Origin of the sequence: Azospirillum melinis, from assembly GCF_013340935.1 — a bacterium.
Classification (GTDB): domain Bacteria; phylum Pseudomonadota; class Alphaproteobacteria; order Azospirillales; family Azospirillaceae; genus Azospirillum; species Azospirillum melinis.
Genome location: NZ_WHOS01000031.1, coordinates 1 through 17000, shown reverse-complemented (window position 1 = coordinate 17000; position 17000 = coordinate 1). Strand labels below are relative to the sequence as shown.

The window sequence follows — 17000 nt, the reverse complement described above, 5'->3', positions numbered from 1 at the left end:
CAAGACGCCCCAGAGCAACCGCAGCAGGATTTTTCCCCGAGCCGCTACCGAGGGGCATTTCTTCTTGCAACGCACCGCCTTCATCCATTTCCGATAAGCGGTTGTTTTTCTTAGAGTTTATGCTTGAGCGATTATGCATATCGGCATTAGACTCTCTGACACACCCTTATGTCAAGCCATTGGAGAAGGCATGGTGATGTTGCATTTTTATTAACTTTTATTCAAAAGCCAACCCGTGGCTGCTTTTGAAACGGACAGGTAGCCTGCGCATGAAAGTAAGCAGCATACATTTTGTTCAGACAAAGCAAAAAGCAGCCAACCGCTTTCGCGGATGGCTGCTTGTGGGAAACCAGCGATGACACTGGTGGGAAAACTGGTGCCGCAACAGGGATTTGAACCCCGGACCTACTGATTACGAATCAGTTGCTCTACCCCTGAGCTACTGCGGCGTCGTTGTGGCGCGGAACATAGCGAGGTGCTTCGCGGGATGCAAGCGGTGAATTTTGGAAAAATCGGCCAGCCATCCTCAAACCTGCCATGCACCCGAAAGCCTCACCCGTGCTGCCGGATCACCTCCAGGAAGGCGTCGGCGTAGCGTTCCAGCTTGCGCCCGCCGACCCCCGGCAGATGGGCGAAGGTGGCGTGGTCGCGGGGGCGCTGGGCCACCATCTCCAACAGCGTGCTGTCGTGGAAGATCACATAGGGCGGCACACCCTGGGCCTTCGCCAACGTGGTGCGGCAGTCCTTCAGCGCATGCCACAGCGCGTCGTCGGCCGCCGACAGCGTTCCGCGGGCGCCGGAGCGCGACACGCCCTCCCCGCTCAAGCCGCCGCCGACCGACCCACCCCGCGCCGTGTGACGGCGCAGCGCATCGTGGACGCCGCGGCGGCGTTCCAGCACCGGGTCCTTGCGCAGCTTCACCACCCGCTGCCCCTTGATGACGGCCACCCCGGCATCGGTCAGGCGGAAACCGCCATAACCCTCCAGATCGACGGTCAAAAGGCCGGTCGCGACAAGCTGGCGGTAGACCGACTGCCATTCGACCTTGGTCAGGTCCTTGCCGACGCCGAAGGTCTTCAGCTGGTCATGGTTCTGCTGCACCACCTTTTCGGTGGCGTTGCCGACCAGCACGTCGATCAGATGGCCGGCGCCATAGCGCTGCCCGGTGCGGTAGACCGCCGACAATGCCTTCTGCGCGGCGATGGTGCCGTCCCAGGTCTCGACCGGGTCCAGGCAGGTGTCGCAGTTGCCGCAGGGCTCCGGCAGCGTCTCGTTGAAATAGTTCAGCAGCACCTGACGGCGGCAGTCCGACGTCTCGCAGAAGCCCAGCAGGGCTTCCAGCTTGCCGCGCTCCACCCGGCGGTGGCTGTCGCCAGCCTCCGACTGCTCCAGCATCTGGCGCAGCATCACCACGTCGGCCATGCCATAGGCCATCCAGGCGTTGGCGGGCAGCCCGTCGCGGCCGGCGCGGCCGGTCTCCTGGTAATAGGCTTCCAGGCTCTTGGGCGGATCGAGGTGGCAGACGAAGCGGACGTTCGGCTTGTCGATGCCCATGCCGAAGGCGACGGTGGCCACCATGACCAGACCTTCGCTCTTGATGAAGCGGTCCTGGTTGGCCTCGCGCGTCTCGGCGGGCAGCCCGGCATGGTAGGGCAGAGCCTCGCGGCCCTGTTGGTTCAGCCAGGCCGCGACCTCCTCCACCTTGTTGCGCGACATGCAATAGACGATGCCGGCGTCTTCCGGATGGTTGTCGCGCAGGAAGGCCAGCATCTGCTGGCGCTCGCTCTTCTTCGGCACCACCCGGTAAGTGATGTTGGGTCGGTCGAAGCTGGACAGGAAGACGCGGGCGTCGGTCAGCCCCAGCTTGTCCTTGATCTCGGCGCGGGTCTGCACGTCGGCGGTGGCGGTCAGCGCGATGCGCGGCACCATCGGGTGCCGTTCGTGCAGGATCGACAGTTGCAGATATTCAGGCCGGAAGTCATGCCCCCACTGCGACACGCAATGCGCCTCGTCCAGCGCGAACAGCGCCAACCGTGTGCGGTCGAGCAGGTCGAGGAAGCGCGGCGTCACTAGCCGTTCCGGGGCAACGTAGACGAGGTCGATCTCGCCCTGCACCATCGCCCGCTCCACCTCCCGCGCCTCGGCCGGGCCGAGGGAGGAATTGAGGAAGGCGGCGCGCACGCCCAGTTCCCGCAGCGCCGTCACCTGATCGCGCATCAGAGCGATCAGCGGCGAGACCACCACCGTCACCCCGTCGCGCACCAGCGCCGGGATCTGATAGCACAGCGATTTGCCGCCGCCAGTCGGCATCAGCACCAGCGCATCGCCGCCGCGCACCACATGGTCGATGATGTCGGCCTGCTGGCCGCGGAAGGAGTCGTAACCGAACACCGTCCGCAGCGCTTCGAGCGCCGTGGCCGGCGGTTGACCGGGCGCATCGTCCGACGCACCCAGATTGCCGTAGGAAAACAACGAATCCACGCCGATGCGGTTCAGGAAAGTGGTGCCGGAGATCCGGCTTGTCGTCTCAACGCCCCATCATGTCGCACAGATCGCCCGCGGGGCAAAGCCGCAAAGGGACGCGCCCGGGAACAAAGGTCGGACCTTCACCGGCGCACAGTCACCGATACCACACATTGGTGTGAAAAGGTGGCGTCAGTTCATCGCCCACGTGTAAACTGAAAACGGCGGATGGGTGGTCCATCCGCCGTTTCAGAAGGAGGAAGGTGGCATGAAGAAGATGCCGTTCTTCCTGGTGCTCCAGTGGCGGAGATGGCGGATCGAAATCCGCCTGATCCGGCGCTAAGCACTGGAAGCGTGCCGGCGGGTGCAGGAACACCCGCCGGCTACCTCCGAAAAATATACAGTCGCGCGGCCCGATTTTCAACGCATGGTATCGCGCCTTACAGCAGATCCCGCAGCATCGCCACCAACGGCACGTCGGCCGGCGGCATCGGGTAATCGCCCATCCGGTTCGGATAGACCCAGGCAAGCTTCTGCCCTTCCCGCGGCATCACGTCGCCCTCCCACACCCGGCAGACATAGAGCGGCATCAGCAGATGGAACCGCTCGTAGCTGTGGGACGCGAAGGTGAAGGGCGCGAGGCAGCTGGCCGCCGTGTCGATGCCCAGCTCCTCCTTCAACTCGCGCACCAGCGCTGCTTCCGGCGTCTCCCCGGCATCGACCTTGCCACCGGGGAATTCCCACAGGCCTGCCAGCGACTTGCCGGGCGGGCGCTGGGCCAGCAGCACGCGCCCGTCGGCATCGACGAGCGCCACCGCGACGACCAGCAGCACCGGCAGCGAGCCGGGTGCGGGGGTGGAGCTGGGATCGAAACAGGCAGTCACGGCACGTCAGCTTCGATAGCTGCCGTTGATGTCGATGTAGCCGTGGGTCAGGTCGCAGGTCCACACCTTCGCCGTCCCCTTGCCCAGCCCGAGATCGATGTCGATGTCGACCTCCTTACCCTTCATGTGGGCGGTGACCGGCGTCTCGTCGTAACCTGGGACTTCCATCCCCTCGGCGCAGATCAGGGTGCCGCCGACGGTGATCTTGATCAGGTCGCGGTCGGCGCGCTCGCCGGCGCGGCCGATGGCGGCGACGATACGGCCCCAGTTGGCGTCCTCGCCGGCAATGGCGGTCTTGACCAGCGGCGAGTTCGCCACCGTCATGCCGATCCGCTTGGCGGCGGCGTCGCTGTCGGCGCCGCGCACGGTGATGGCGATGAACTTGGTCGCCCCCTCGCCGTCACGCACCACCTGCAAGGCCAGATCGAGCAGCAGATCCTCCAGCGCGGCGCGGAATTCCGCCAGCTCGGCGGCATCGGCGCTCGACACCGGGGCGTTGCCCGCCTTCCCCGTCGCGAACAGCAGCAGCGTGTCGCTGGTCGAGGTGTCGCCATCGACGGTCACGGCGTTGAAGGTGCGCTCGGTGAACTCCGACAGCATGTCCTGCAGCGCGGTGGCGGCGATGGCGGCGTCGGTGAAGACGAAGCCCAGCATCGTCGCCATGTCCGGCGCGATCATGCCGGAGCCCTTGGCGAAGCCGGCGATGGTCACCGTCGTGCCACCGATGGTCGCGGTGCGCACCGAGCCCTTCGGGAAGGTGTCGGTGGTCATGATGGCGCGGGCGGCCTTCTCCCACGCGGCCGAATCGGCGGCAAGGCTCGGGGCCATCGGCGCCAGGCACTTGCCGATGGCGTCGGCAGCCAGCGGGATGCCGATCACGCCGGTCGACGCGATATAGACCTCGTCCGGAGCGCAGCCCGCCAGCTCGGCGGCGGCGCTGACGGTCGCCTGCACGGTGGCGTCACCCGCCTTGCCGGTGAAGGCGTTGGCATTGCCGGCATTCACCACCACGGCACGGGCCGACCCCTTGGGCAGGCTGTCGCGGCACCAGATCACCGGAGCCGAGCAGGTCAGCGACCGGGTCAGCACGCCCGCCACGCTGGTGCCGGGATCCAGCACGGCCAGCAGCAGATCGTCGCGGCCCTTGTATCGGATGCCGCTGTTCGCCGTGGCGATGCGCACGCCCGCGATGGGCGGCAACGTCGGGAAGCTGGCGGGAGCCAAGGGGGAGAGGGTCGTGGCCATGAAGGAAATTCCCGTGGTGGGGAGTGGTGGTGGCGTGGTGGAGCGATGAAACCGTCAGGGCCTCAGGCCCCCGTCGCCCTCTTCTCCACAGGTGCGGGGAAAGGGGCGGCGGGGGCCTGAACGCCGGAGCTTACTTCTTCGCCGGTTCCGCCGGAGCGGCAGGCGCCGGGGCCGGGGCCGGGGTGGCCGGAGCAGCGGCCGGCTCTTCCTTCGGCATCGGCGAGCCGTCGAGCTGGAAGGTCTCGATCTTCGCCTTGCCGCGCAGTTCCTCGACGAGCGCGGTGACCATGTCCTTCGACAGGGTCTGCTCCAGCTGCGGCTTCACTTCGTCGAGCGTCGGCTGCGGCTGGGTCCGCTTGTCCTCGACCTTGATGATGTGATAGCCGAACTGGGTCTTGACCGGCTCCTTGCTGATCTCACCCGGCTTCATGGCGAAGGCGGCGTTGGCGAAGGGTTCGACCATCGCGTCCTTGGTGAAGTAGCCGAGGTCGCCGCCCTGGGCCGCCGCGGCGGCGTCCTTGGACTTCTCCTTGGCCAGCTTGGCGAAATCGCCGCCCTTCTTCAGCTGGGCGATGATGGCCTTGGCCTCGTCTTCCTTCTCGACCAGGATGTGGGCGGCCTTGACCTCCTCCTGTGCCGGGTTCTCCTTCAGGTATTCCTGATAGGCCTTGTTCAGCGCCTCGGGCGTCACGCGGGCCTTGATTTCCTTCTGAATATAGGCGCGCTGCACCGCGCGCTCCTCGGCGCGCTTGATCTCGTCCTTCACCTCGGCCGAATCGGCCAGACCGGCCTTGTAGCCGGCCGAGGAGACCAGCTTGCCGCTGACCAGCTGGTCGATCACCGCCGGATAGATCATCTCGATCGGCATCTGCTGCACCTGCGGCGGCAGCTGCGAGACCATGCGGGTGACGTCCGACTTGTGCAGCTCCTCGCCGTTGACGCGGGCGACCACCGGATCGGCCGGGGCGGCCGGAGCCGGAGCGGCGGCAGCCGGGGCCGGAGCGACCGGCGCCGGGGTGGCGGGAGCCGGCGTCTGGGCATGGGCGGCCAGCGCGATGCCGCAGGCGGCGACCGACAGGAGCGCGGTGCGGAACACTCGTTGAACCATGGCGTGTCTGTTTCCTTCCGGCGGATGCTTCACAAATGGGCGGCCGATGGGCCGGCGCCCGTTTCGCATGGTCTGCGGCATCGGAGCCATCCGCCGCTCCGCGCCCGATTCCGCAGGGGATTAAGCATGGCTAAGCCGCGCGGGGCAAGGGTCCCCATTGTCCCGCGCGCGGCCACCGCCCATTAGCTGTGTTCCGCCGCAGGGGATACCAGCCCCCACCGGCGCCAGCCAACCGCCGCGGCGCATTCTGGACGCGAATTCATCAAACGGTCATGCCGGGCAGCCATGACGGACGGCCATGCCGTCCCCGCTGAACCGTCTGCGCAAATGCCGCAACCGAGCCCCCGCCGGCCCGGTCTCGTTGACAGCGCCTTGCCATAGTCCTATGTGAGACCCGTCGATAGGCTGGCCCACATTCCGCTTTACTCCCGAGGTTTTCATGTTCGGCGCTCTCGCCCGCAAGATTTTCGGCACCGCCAACACGCGCGCGGTCAAGGCGCTGCACAAGACCGTGGCTCAGATCAACGCGCTGGAGCCGTCGGTCGCCGCGCTGTCGGACGACCAGCTGAAGGGTCGCACCGACTGGCTGCGCGAACGGCTGGCCAAGGGCGAAACGCTGGACGACATCCTGCCCGACGCCTTCGCCACCGTGCGCGAGGCGGCCAAGCGCGTGCTGGGCCAGCGTCACTTCGACGTGCAGCTGATGGGCGGCATGGTGCTGCACAGCGGCAAGATCGCCGAGATGCGCACCGGCGAAGGCAAGACGCTGGTCGCCACGCTGGCCGTCTACCTGAACGCGCTGGAAGGCAAGGGCGTCCACGTCGTCACCGTGAACGACTACCTCGCCTCGCGCGACAGCGGCTGGATGGCGCGGGTCTACGGCTTCCTCGGCCTGACCACCGGCTGCATCGTCCATGGGCTGGACGACGACGAGCGGCGCGCCGCCTACGCCGCCGACATCACCTACGGCACGAACAACGAATTCGGCTTCGACTATCTGCGCGACAACATGAAGTTCCGGCTGGAGGAGCTGGTCCAGCGGCCCTTCAACTTCGCCATCGTCGACGAGGTCGACTCGATCCTGATCGACGAGGCGCGCACGCCGCTGATCATCTCCGGCCCCTCGACCGATTCGTCCGAAATGTATGTCCAGGTCGACCGGCTGATCCCGATGCTGGTGGCCGAGGATTACGAGAAGGACGAGAAGCACCGCACCGTCAGCTTCACCGAAGCCGGCCAGGAGCATATGGAGCAGTTGCTGGCCGAGGCCGGTCTGCTGAAGTCGGGCGGGCTCTACGACATCCAGAACGTGGCGCTGGTCCACCATTCGCAGCAGGCGCTGCGCGCCCACATGCTGTTCCAGCGCGACAAGGACTACATCGTCAAGGACGACAAGGTCGTCATCATCGACGAGTTCACCGGCCGCATGATGGACGGCCGCCGCTTCTCCGAAGGTCTGCACCAGGCGCTGGAAGCCAAGGAGAAGGTGACGATCCAGCGCGAGAACCAGACGCTGGCCTCCATCACCTTCCAGAACTACTTCCGCATCTACCCGAAGCTGGCCGGCATGACCGGCACCGCGCTGACCGAGGCGGCGGAGTTCGGCGAGATCTACGGGCTGGAAGTGGTCGACATGCCGACCAACGTCCCGGTCAAGCGCATCGACCATGACGACGAGGTCTACCGCACCGCGACCGAGAAATACCACGCGATGACCGACCTGATCGAGGACGCGCGCAAGCGCGGCCAGCCGGTCCTGGTCGGCACCACCTCGATCGAGAAGTCGGAACTGCTGTCGGAGCTGCTGAACAAGCGCGGCATTCCGCACAACGTCCTGAACGCCCGCCACCACGAGCAGGAAGCCTACATCGTCGCCCAGGCCGGCCGCGCCGGCGCGGTGACGGTCGCCACCAACATGGCCGGCCGCGGCACCGACATCCAGCTCGGCGGCAATCTCCAGATGCGGATCGAGGTCGAGCTGGCCGACGTTCCGGAAGGCCCGGAGCGCGACGCCCGCATCGCGCAGATCGAGGCCGAGATCGCGGAAGCGCGCGAGAAGGTCAAGCAGGCCGGCGGCCTCTACGTCATCGGCACCGAGCGGCACGAGAGCCGCCGCATCGACAACCAGCTGCGCGGCCGTTCCGGCCGCCAGGGCGATCCCGGCACCTCGAAGTTCTTCCTGTCGCTGGAAGACGACCTGATGCGCATCTTCGGGTCGGAGCGGATGGACAGCATGCTCCAGCGTCTCGGCCTGAAGGAAGGCGAGGCGATCATCCATCCCTGGATCAACAAGGCCCTGGAAAAGGCGCAGCAGAAGGTCGAGGCGCACCATTTCGAGGTCCGCAAGAACCTGCTGAAGTTCGACAACGTCATGAACGACCAGCGCAAGGTCGTCTACGAGCAGCGCCACGAGGTGATGGAGAGCGAGGACATCGCGGAGGAAATCCGCGAGATGCGCCACCAGATCATCGCCAACATGGTGTCGACGGCGATCCCGGCGAACAGCTACTCCGAGCAGTGGGACATCGACGGCCTGCACGAGGCGGTCAACCGCGTGCTGGGCATGGACCTGCCGGTCCAGGAGTGGGCCAAGGAAGAGGGCATCGCCGAGCCGGAGATCGAGGAGCGCGTGCGCGAGGCCGCCGACCGCAAATATGCGGACAAGGAGGAGGCCTACGGCGCCGAGACGATGCGGCATGTCGAGAAGAGCATCCTGCTCCAGATCCTGGACCAGGAATGGAAGGACCATCTGCTCCAGCTCGACCATCTGCGCCAGGGCATCAACCTGCGCGCCTATGCCCAGAAGGACCCGCTGAACGAGTACAAGCGCGAGGCCTTCGAGCTGTTCGACACGATGCTGATGGCCCTGCGCGAGCAGGTCACCACCATCCTGATGCATGTCGAAATCCGCATGGCGCCGTCGCAGGAGGAACTGTTCGCCCGCCAGATGCAGGAGATGCACGAGGGCCGCATGGACCCGGCGCTGGCGATGGCGGCCATGGGCGCCGGTGACGGCGAAGCCCTGCCCGACGGCATGGTCCGCGGCTCCTCGCCAGCCTCCTCGCTTGTGGGCACGCCGGAAGACCAGCCGCTGCCGGCCGAGGTGATGGAAAACACCCCGCGCAACGCCGCCTGCCCCTGCGGGTCGGGCAAGAAGTTCAAGCACTGCCACGGCCGCATGGCCTGAGGGCCGAAGTCTCCCCCCCTCTTCCCCCGATCCTGTCCGGGGGAAGAGGGGGCCTTATGAAACCATCCCTGCTCCGTCCCGTTTCCCTTCCATGACCACGGAGAAACGGGACGCCATGTTCGAAGAATTCAAGAAATTCATCAGCCGCGGCAATGTCGTGGAGCTGGCGGTCGGCATCATCATCGGTGCCGCCTTTACGGGAATCGTCAATTCCCTGGTCAAGGACATCCTGATGCCGCCCATCGGCTGGGTCATGGGCGGCATCGACTTCTCCAACTATTTCTTCAGCCTGTCCGGCGGCCGGTTCGATTCGCTCCAGGCCGCCGAACAGGCGGGTGCGGCCACCGTCAACTATGGCCGCTTCATCAATGCCTGCATCAATTTCCTGATCGTGTCGGGCGCCCTGTTCCTGATCGTCCGGCAGGTCAACCGGCTGCACATCCTGCACAAGGAAACGCTGAAAACGCCGCCGCGGCAGGAACAGCTGCTGGAGGAAATCCGCGACGCCCTGCGCGCCCAGGCGAACGACCGGGCCGGCAATCAGTCCACCCCCCGGCCCGCCGCCCCGCCCGCCGACCGCTCTCCCTGATCCCTTGCCGGGCGCACCGGCTGCCATCGGCGCGGGAGCTTGTCACAAGCGCGCGAGAACCCTTCGTTGCCGCAGCTTGTCGAACGGGTTACCCTCTTGGATAAGCTGGCGATGGCGGCGAGGAGATGGCCTCACACGCCTGCGCTGTCCATGACCTCGGCAAGGGCCATGTCCATGTCCGCCACGCGCTGCCCATCGACTGTTCCGGCCGGGGCGCCTCCATGAGCCCCAAGGCGATCCCCATGGCGATCCGCAGCGCGCGGACCGCGGTCGCGCGGCTGCTGGCGATCCTGCTGCTGTCGCTTCTGGCCGGCGACCCGGCGGCGGCGATCAACACGCCGGTGCCGGCACAGCTTCCGGAGACCGGCCCCCGCCCGGCCGAGATCCGGGTGACGCTGGACAACAATTACCCGCCCTACAGCTTCCACACGCCGGACGGCACCCATGTCGGCATCGTGAAGGACATGTGGATGCTGTGGTCGCAGAAGACCGGCATCCCGGTGCGGATGATGCCGCTCGACTGGGGTCTCGCCCGGCAGGCGATGGACAGGGGCGACGCCGACGTCATCGAGACCATCTTCCGCAACAGCGCCCGCGAGGCGATCTACGATTTCTCCAAGCCCTATGCCCGCGTTGACGTGCCGATCTGGTTCAGCGCCGACCTCAGCGGCATCACCGGGGTGGATTCGCTGCGCGCCTTCACGGTCGGGGTGAAGGACAGCGACTTCTGCATCGAATGGCTGACCGACCAGGGCATCACCGCCTTCCAGCGCTATCCCGGTTTCGAGGCGATGGTCGAGGCCGCCTCGCGCCAGGAAAGCCGGGTCTTCTGCATGGACGATCCCTCGGCCCGCTATTACATGACCAAGCGCGGGGTGCAGGGGCGCTTCCGCTACACCGAGCCGCTCTACACCGGCGAACTGCACTGGGCGGTGCGCAAGGGCAACGCCGCCCTGTTCCGCCTGATCGCCGACGGCTTCGCCCGCATCACCGCGGACGAGCGCAAGGCGGTGGACGAGCGCTGGCTCGGCCGCCCGCTCACCGGCATGGTCAGCCCGCAGACGATGGATCTGCTGGTCAAGCTTCTGGCCGGGCTGGCCGTCCTGGGCGCCGGTGCGCTGGTGTGGGTCCTGCTGCTGCGCCGGCAGGTCGAAAGCAAGACCGAGAGCCTGCGCACCGCGGTCGCCGCCCTGACCGCCAGCGAGGAGCGCGTCCGCACCATCTTCGACAGCGTCACCGACGCCATCTTCATCCACGACCTGGACAGCGGCTCCATCCTGGAAGCCAACCGCAGGATGATGGAGATGTACCGGGTGGAAGGCCTGCCGCTTTCGGACATCACCGCCGGGATGCTCAGCTCCGGCACGCCGCCCTACACGCGCAACGAGGCGGCGGCGTGGATCCGCAAGGCGGCCGACGGCGAACCGCAACTGTTCGAATGGCATGCCCGCCGGCTGGACGGGTCGCTGTTCTGGGTGGAGGTCAGCATGCGGCGCGCCGTCATCGACGGCAACGACCGCCGGGTTCTCGTTCTCATCCGCGACATCACTGAACGCAAGGCGGCGCAGGAGCGGATGGAGTATCTGTCGCGCCACGACGCGCTGACCCTGCTGCCCAACCGCATCCTGGTGCAGGACCGCACCGAACAGGCCCTGGCGCGGTCGGAGCGCAACGGCCGGCTGGTGGCGCTGGTCGCCTGCGGGCTGGACCGCTTCAAGACCGTGAACGACAGCCTGGGCCACGCCGTCGGCGACGCGCTGCTGCGCGCGGTCGCGGACCGGCTGAAGGCGGCGGTGCGCGAGACCGACACGGTCAGCCGCGGCGGCGGCGACGAGTTCATCCTGCTGCTGTCCGGCAAGCCCGACATCGACACGGTGGTGGAAACCGTCGCTTCCCTGCACGAGGCGATGGCCGCCCCCTTCCAGGTCGGCGGACAGGAACTGATCCTCACCCTGTCGTCGGGCGTGGCCATGGCCCCGGCCGACGGGAAGGACTTCGCCACCCTGCTGAAGAACGCCGACACCGCGCTCCACCACGCCAAGGCGGCCGGCCGCGACACCCACCGCTTCTATGCCGAGGCGATGAACGCCGAGGCGGTGGCCCACCTGTCCACCCGCAGCGGCCTGCGCCGTGCGCTGGAGCGGGGGGAGTTCCTGATCCATTACCAGCCGCAGGTCAGCCTGGAGACCGGAGCCGTGACCGGTGCGGAGGCACTGGTGCGCTGGAACCACCCGGACAAGGGCATGGTCCCACCCGGCGATTTCATCCCGATCGCCGAGGACAGCGGCCTGATCGTGCCGATCGGCGCCTGGGTGCTGACCGAGGCCTGCCGGCAGGCGGCGCAATGGCACGCCCAGGGGCTGGCGCTGTCGGTGGCGGTCAACCTGTCGGCCTTGCAGCTTCAGCGCAGCGACCTCGTCCGTACGGTGACGGGGGCGCTGAGCGACAGCGGGCTCGACCCGCTGCTGCTGGAGCTGGAGCTGACCGAATCGATGCTGATCCAGAACACCGATGTGGTGATGGACAATCTGAGACGGATCAAGGCGATGGGGGTGCAGGTGTCGATCGACGATTTCGGCACCGGCTATTCCAACCTGTCCTACATCGGCCGTCTGGCGGTGGACAAGCTGAAGATCGACCGCGGTTTCGTCGCCGACCTCACCCGCAACCACGACAGCGCCAAGATCACCGCCGCCGTCATCCAGATGGCCCACAGCCTGAACCTGACCGCCGTGGCGGAAGGCGTGGAGGATGCCGAGACGCTGGAGGCCCTGCGCGGCCTGAACTGCGACTTCGCCCAGGGCTATTTCCTCGGCCGCCCCGGCCCCGCCGAAGCGGTGGAGCGCGCCGCCCGGCAGGTGAACCCGTTCAAGGTCGGGGTGTAGAACCGGACTTTCGCAACGAACCGGAGCCGGCCCAATGCGAAGGTCCGTTCACTGCAACGGCATGGACCGTCAGAGGTCTTTCGCCAGCGCGACGAGCTGGTCGAGCGCCGTGTTCCAGCCCAGATGGAAGCCCATGTCCTCATGCGTCTTTTTCGCCGCTTCGTCCTTGTGAAGTGCGATGGCGGTATAGAGGGTGCCTTCGGCCGTCGGCTCGAAGATGACGGATGCGGTCATGAAGCCGTTGTCGGTGGGGCGGTAGCCCGGCCCGAGGGCGGAGGTGAAGACCAGAAGCTTCTCGTGCTCCACGGCAAGGAAGCACCCCATATTGTCGTTCCTCTCGCCGTTCGGCCCTTCCATCACCGTACGGAACTTGCCGCCGGGCTTCAGGTCGATCTCGCAGGCGGTGGTCCGCCAGGGTGCCGGCGTGAACCACTTCATCAAGAGATCGGGCTCGGTCCAGGCCCGCCAGAGCAGCCTCGGCGGAACCGATACCTCACGCTTCAGTTCAAGGTCGAGCCGCGGATCGAAGACGGCGGCGGCGGTCGGAACGGTCATGGGTCCTCTTCCTCCTTCTGCTTCAGGTCCAGCACCAGGCTGTCCAGTTGGTCGAACCGCTTTGTCCAAAGGCTCCGCTGCTCTTCCAGCCAGCTTTCCGCGGCCGCCAGAGCCTCAGGCTTCAGCGTGCAGGTGCGCACCCGACCGACCTTCCGCGTTTCGACGAGTCCGCTCTCCTCCAGCATCTTCAGGTGCTGGAGAAAGCTCGGCAGAGCCATGTCGAAGGGTTTCGCGAGGTCGCCCACCGTCGCCGGGCCATGCCCGAGCGCCTGGACGACCGCCCGGCGCGTGGGATCCGCCAGCGCCCGGAATGTCAGATCGAGTGCCGCATCCATGACGGCACCCTACCGGCGAAGAACACTTAGGTCAACGCCTAACTATCGCGGTCACGCCGGTCCGCTCGCCATGTGCAGGCTGATCACACCGGCGACGATCAGCAGGATGCCGACCACCTTCATCACCGTGAGCGATTCGCCGAACACGAAGACGCCGATGGCGGCGATGGCGGCGGTGCCCGTCGCCGACCAGATGGCGTAGGCGATGCCGACCTCCATCGTGCGCAGCGCCTTGGCCAGCAGCAGGAAGGCGATGCCGTAGCACACCACCACGACCGCCGCCGGGCCGAGCCGCGTCATCCCCTCCGACATCTTCATCGCCGACGTGCCGACGACCTCGAACAGGATCGCCACCACCAGATAGAGCCAGCTCATCACCCCGAACCCCACCGACGCCCGCAAGGACGATCCCCGCGGGCCGATCCCGCGGGCCGCGCAGGATGGACCGGCCGACCGGGTGCCGCAAGTGGCCCGGAACACCTACCCCGCCAGACGCCCGGGCCGGACACCCAAGGTTGACGCCACGCCCGCCCGGCCCTAGGGTCTTTGCCCTCATTCCCAACTTTATCTTTGTGGTTTCGAAAGGGTCCGACGATGACCGGCGAACGGGATCTGGCGTTGCAGGCGAAGGCATGGCCGTTCGAGGAGGCGCGCAAACTGGTCGCGCGCTTCGCGAAAGCTCCGCCCGCCAAAGGCTATGTCCTGTTCGAGACCGGTTACGGTCCGTCGGGCCTGCCGCATCTCGGCACCTTCGGCGAGGTGGCGCGCACCAGCATGGTGCGCCACGCCTTCCAGACCATGAGCGACATTCCGACCAAGCTGTTCTGCTTCTCGGACGACATGGACGGGCTGCGCAAGGTTCCCGACAACATCCCCAACAAGGAGATGGTGGCGGCCAACCTGGGCAAGCCGCTGACCCGGGTGCCCGATCCTTTCGGCACCCATGACAGCTTCGGCGCCCACAACAACGCCCGGCTGCGCGCCTTCCTCGACAGCTTCGGCTTCGAGTACGAGTTCCAGTCCTCCACCGACTGGTACAAGTCGGGCCGCTTCGACGAGGCGCTGCTCGGCATCCTGCGCCATTACGACGAGGTGATGGCGGTGATGCTGCCCACCCTGGGTGCGGAGCGTCAGGCCACCTACAGCCCCTTCCTGCCGGTCTCCCCCTCGACCGGCCGGGTCCTCCAGGTGCCGATGCTGGAGCGCAACGTCGATGCCGGCACCATCGTCTTCGAGGACGAGGACGGCAAGAAGGTGGAGCTTCCGGTCACCGGCGGCCATGTGAAGCTGCAATGGAAGCCCGACTGGGGCATGCGCTGGTTCGGCCTCGGCGTCGATTACGAGATGTACGGCAAGGACCTGATCCCGTCGGCCGAACTCGCCGGCAAGATCTGCAGGATCCTCGGCGGCACCCCGCCGGAGGGCTTCAATTACGAGCTGTTCCTCGACGACAAGGGCCAGAAGATCTCCAAGTCGAAGGGCAACGGCCTGACGATGGAGGAATGGCTGGCCTACGCGCCGCAGGAAAGCCTCGCCCTCTACATGTTCCAGAAGCCGAAGTCGGCCAAGCGCCTCTATTTCGACGTCATCCCGCGCGCCGTCGACGAGTATCTGACCTTCGTCGACAGGGTCCATGGCGAAGAGCCGGCGAAGAGGCTGGAGAACCCGGCCTGGCACATCCACAACGGCAAGCCGCCGGCGGTGCGCTCCGACGTGTCGTTCAACCTGCTGCTCAATCTGGCCGGTGCGGCGAATGCCGAGACCAAGGACGCCATGTGGGGCTTCATCCGCCGCTATGCGCCCGACGCCACGCCGGAGAACAGCCCGTTCCTCGACAGCATGGTCGGCTATGCCGTGCGCTACTATCAGGATCAGGTGAAGCCGACCAAGCAGTTCCGCGCGCCGACCGACGCCGAACGTGCGGCCTTGCAGGATCTGCTGGTCAAGCTCGACAGCGTGCCGGCCGACGCCCGCGCCGACGTCATCCAGAACGAGGTGTTCGAGGTCGGCAAGGCCCACGGCTTCACCGAACTGCGCGCCTGGTTCCAGGCGCTCTACGAGGTGCTGCTGGGCCAGACCACCGGCCCGCGCATGGGCTCCTTCATCCAGCTTTACGGCATCGAGGAGACCAAGGCGCTGATCCGCGAGAAGCTGGCGGCCTGACGCTGCGGTCCGCATCGGATTGGGAAAAGGGGGGTGTCGCGAGACGCTCCCCTTTTTCATTTACGAACATTCAAAAGCGCGATGATTTTCGAATTCGATCGTTCGCCCAACCCGCAAGCGGTCGCCTGCACACCAAACGGGCAGAACTCTGCCTTCCCGCATAGGGGGTGGGCAAACCAAACTCTATTCCATACCGCGCTATGCGGATGTCGCACCGCACCAATACGAAAACCGTGGTACCGCTAACACGGCTGTGGGCTTAAACTCCGCCTCGTTACTGCATTTTGCAGTGCGTTTCCTCCCTAGACTAAAGGCCGCGCCCATTTGGGACGCGGCCCTTTTTTTTGCCCGCAGCCCGCCGTCCCCTGTCGCGCCCCCTTGTCCCCCTGTCCCGGCTCGGCCCTGTGATGGCCGTCACAGCCAGGATAGATAAAATACCGGATAAATTGTTCCGGTAACCGCGTCCGGCCCAGTCGCCGGCCGGCTGGGATACACCGGGAGGGAGGGCGTGGGATGACCGCCGATCAGCCGCCGTTCGAACGCCACCATCGCACGGCCCAGGCTCTGGTCAGCACCTTTCAGGAAGCGCTGGAGCCGCAATTCACCGCCAAGGGCGTCCTGTCGCGCGAGGAATTCACCCGCGCCATGGGGTTGATGATGGCGCACTGGCCGTCGGTGCTGCCGCTGTTCGCCTCGATCTGCCAATCCTGCACGGCGTCCAGTTGCGGTGGCTGCGGCGGAGGCACCGGAGCCATGGGGGAGGAGCCACCGCAGATCGGGGCCGGCGGGCGCCGCCGCGACTTCGTCACCCGCCTGATGGTTTCGGCCCTGCGCACCCGGCTGCCCGACAGCATGGACCCGATCACCGGCGCCAGCTTTCCCCAGGTGATCCTTCCCGGCCTGCAATCGACCCTGACCGCCCTGTTCTACGAAAAGGAATGGGAAGCGATGAATGCCAGCGTCATCGCCCTGTTCAACCGGCTGGGAACCGACCGCGATGCCGAGGTCTGGCAGCGGCTGGCGCATGAGGAAACGCTGGCGGTGCTGGCCGACACGCCCTTCATCCGGGTGATGCTGCGCTTCCGCCAGTTCCACCAGCAGCGCCAGACCTTCATCCGGCGGATGACCGACCAGCTGCGCGAGCGCCATTTCGTCTTCGCCGAGGAGCATTTCCAGACGCTGTTCGACGCGCTGTTCGGCCGGCTGCGCGACGGCCTGCGCACGGAACTGGGCCGCGCCCGCACCGACATCCAATATGGCGAGGGCACGGCGGAGGCGCTGCTGCGCATCTTCGACCAGTTCGACAAGCACCGGCTGGAGCAGTCCGTGCCGGTCCGCGTGCTGGGCGGCCGCCAGATGCCGCGCCCGATGCTGGCGCAGCGCAGCATGCTGGGCAGCACCCCGGCGGCCAAGCGGCGCTGAGGTCCGCCGCCGAACTTGCGGGATGTCACAGGCCGGATGTCACAGGCCGCACCGCCGCCGAATTAGGGGGCCGTTAACCAGGGGAGCGTTTCGATGGTCCGCATGATCCCACAGCTGCCGCTCCGCTCCGGCCGCGGCCCAACCACAAGGCTTCAGGTCCGGTG

12 protein-coding genes and 1 tRNA gene are annotated in these 17000 nt (G+C 66.5%); 5 read left to right on the top strand and 8 right to left on the bottom strand.

The annotated features are described in order from the left end of the window. Positions 1-374: 374 nt before the first annotated feature. The 5 genes from GBZ48_RS21445 to GBZ48_RS21425 form a co-directional block, all read right to left on the bottom strand. Positions 375-449: transfer RNA gene (locus GBZ48_RS21445), tRNA-Thr, on the bottom strand. A 103-nt stretch (positions 450-552) separates the two neighbouring features. Then, a complete protein-coding gene (recQ, locus tag GBZ48_RS21440; RefSeq protein WP_174472862.1) occupies positions 553-2481 on the bottom strand; it encodes a DNA helicase RecQ in 1929 nt (642 codons plus the stop codon). A 422-nt stretch (positions 2482-2903) separates the two neighbouring features. Continuing rightward, positions 2904-3347 carry a (deoxy)nucleoside triphosphate pyrophosphohydrolase gene (locus tag GBZ48_RS21435; protein WP_199235252.1) on the bottom strand — a complete coding sequence of 148 codons (444 nt, stop codon included), beginning with the start codon at positions 3345-3347 and terminating at the stop codon, positions 2904-2906. Between the two features lie 6 nt (positions 3348-3353). Then, entirely contained in the window at positions 3354-4592 is a 1239-nt protein-coding gene (gene argJ / locus GBZ48_RS21430; protein ID WP_174472861.1) for a bifunctional glutamate N-acetyltransferase/amino-acid acetyltransferase ArgJ, read from the bottom strand. Between the two features lie 130 nt (positions 4593-4722). After that, positions 4723-5700: a peptidylprolyl isomerase gene (locus GBZ48_RS21425; protein WP_174472860.1), complete on the bottom strand. Its 978-nt coding sequence runs from the start codon at positions 5698-5700 to the stop codon at positions 4723-4725. A gap of 439 nt (positions 5701-6139) precedes the next feature. Here GBZ48_RS21425 and secA point away from each other — a divergent pair, with 439 nt between their 5' ends. From secA to GBZ48_RS21410, 3 genes are all read left to right on the top strand, one after another. Further along, the gene (gene secA, locus GBZ48_RS21420; protein WP_174472859.1) at positions 6140-8887 is read left to right on the top strand and encodes a preprotein translocase subunit SecA; all 2748 of its coding nucleotides are present in this window, start codon (positions 6140-6142) and stop codon (positions 8885-8887) included. 115 nt (positions 8888-9002) lie between these two features. Then, a complete protein-coding gene (gene mscL, locus GBZ48_RS21415; protein WP_174472858.1) occupies positions 9003-9476 on the top strand; it encodes a large conductance mechanosensitive channel protein MscL in 474 nt (157 codons plus the stop codon). Between the two features lie 125 nt (positions 9477-9601). Then, positions 9602-12361 (top strand): EAL domain-containing protein, encoded by a 2760-nt coding sequence (locus GBZ48_RS21410; RefSeq protein WP_246307365.1) that lies wholly within the window; start codon positions 9602-9604, stop codon positions 12359-12361. A 69-nt stretch (positions 12362-12430) separates the two neighbouring features. On the opposite strand, the gene GBZ48_RS21405 is transcribed toward GBZ48_RS21410, so the two are convergent. From GBZ48_RS21405 to GBZ48_RS21395, 3 genes are read right to left on the bottom strand one after another with little or no spacing between them, the layout of a single operon-like run. Continuing rightward, positions 12431-12916, bottom strand: coding sequence for an SRPBCC family protein (locus GBZ48_RS21405; protein ID WP_174472857.1), 486 nt, complete (start codon positions 12914-12916; stop codon positions 12431-12433). Next, complete coding sequence (locus GBZ48_RS21400) at positions 12913-13251, bottom strand: ArsR/SmtB family transcription factor (protein WP_174472856.1); 339 nt, start codon at positions 13249-13251, stop codon at positions 12913-12915. The genes GBZ48_RS21405 and GBZ48_RS21400 overlap by 4 nt, the downstream gene beginning before the upstream one ends. 51 nt (positions 13252-13302) lie before the next feature. Further along, positions 13303-13626, bottom strand: coding sequence for a DMT family transporter (locus GBZ48_RS21395; RefSeq protein WP_174472855.1), 324 nt, complete (start codon positions 13624-13626; stop codon positions 13303-13305). A 219-nt stretch (positions 13627-13845) separates the two neighbouring features. Between GBZ48_RS21395 and GBZ48_RS21390 the strand changes: the two genes are divergently transcribed. Both GBZ48_RS21390 and GBZ48_RS21385 read left to right on the top strand, forming a co-directional pair. Beyond that, the gene (locus GBZ48_RS21390) at positions 13846-15414 is read left to right on the top strand and encodes a lysine--tRNA ligase (protein WP_174472854.1); all 1569 of its coding nucleotides are present in this window, start codon (positions 13846-13848) and stop codon (positions 15412-15414) included. A gap of 513 nt (positions 15415-15927) precedes the next feature. After that, entirely contained in the window at positions 15928-16836 is a 909-nt protein-coding gene (locus GBZ48_RS21385; RefSeq protein ID WP_174472853.1) for a hypothetical protein, read from the top strand. Positions 16837-17000: the final 164 nt, after the last annotated feature.